Raw genomic sequence first — 694 nt, 5'->3', positions numbered from 1 at the left:
CGCGCGCGGGGGGGGGTGGGGGGGGGGCGGCCGGCGGGGGCGCCCCCCCCCCCCCCCCCAGGCGGTGGTCGGCTCAATCGGAATCCTCAGGGTTCCAGTGGCCACCGGCACCACGCATACGGATACTCACCAATACGCTCCACCAATCCTGCACGAACGGGATTACCCATGATGTATCGGGCATGCCGGATCAAGGCCGCATCGTTCCGCAGGCAATGGTCGTGATAACCCGGTTGCCATACCTTGCCTTGGCGACCCAGGAGCCGATTCAACGCCAATGCACTCGATGACTTCAAGCGTCGAGCTACGTGCGCCAGCGTTTGCTGCTGAAGTTCGAACATCCAATGGATATGGTCGGGCATGACCACCCATGCCAGCGTTCTCGTGCATCGGCTTTGATCCGAGCGGCGAAATTGCATCACGACGAGGTCCACTGCCTCAGGTCTTTCAAACCACCGGGTGTTCCGTGTGCAACGCGTGGTCAGTACGTAGACGTGCCCGAGAAGGTTGCGACGACCGAGGCGGAGGCGATTGCTGCTCATGCGCCGATATTGCTGGCGGCGCTTTGCTCTTGCCGTCAGTCAGCTCCGTTCGCGGCTGTCATCGGCTGAAGTTCTGAGGGGTAGGGGAATCTCCGAGGGCCGGCCAGCGGCCGGCGCTACCGGGGACCCAACCCTTGCGTACGCCTTCAGGT

General features: G+C 63.5%; 1 protein-coding gene. It reads right to left on the bottom strand.

Annotation, left to right across the window (positions count from 1 at the left end; genetic code table 11):
* Positions 1-86: 86 nt before the first annotated feature.
* Positions 87-419, bottom strand: coding sequence for a transposase (locus QMX83_RS21570; protein WP_336618974.1), 333 nt, complete (start codon positions 417-419; stop codon positions 87-89).
* Positions 420-694 lie beyond the last annotated feature (275 nt).

This window comes from Stenotrophomonas sp. PS02289, assembly GCF_029960115.1.
Taxonomy (GTDB): Bacteria; Pseudomonadota; Gammaproteobacteria; order Xanthomonadales; family Xanthomonadaceae; genus Stenotrophomonas.
The sequence above is the reverse complement of the archived record's forward strand: the minus strand, read 5'-3'. Positions and strand labels throughout refer to the sequence as shown.

Excerpts from the sequence above, each read along its gene's own strand:
- QMX83_RS21570 (WP_336618974.1), bottom strand. The coding sequence starts at position 419 with ATGCAATTTCGCCGCTCGGATCAAAGCCGATGCACGAGAACGCTGGCA.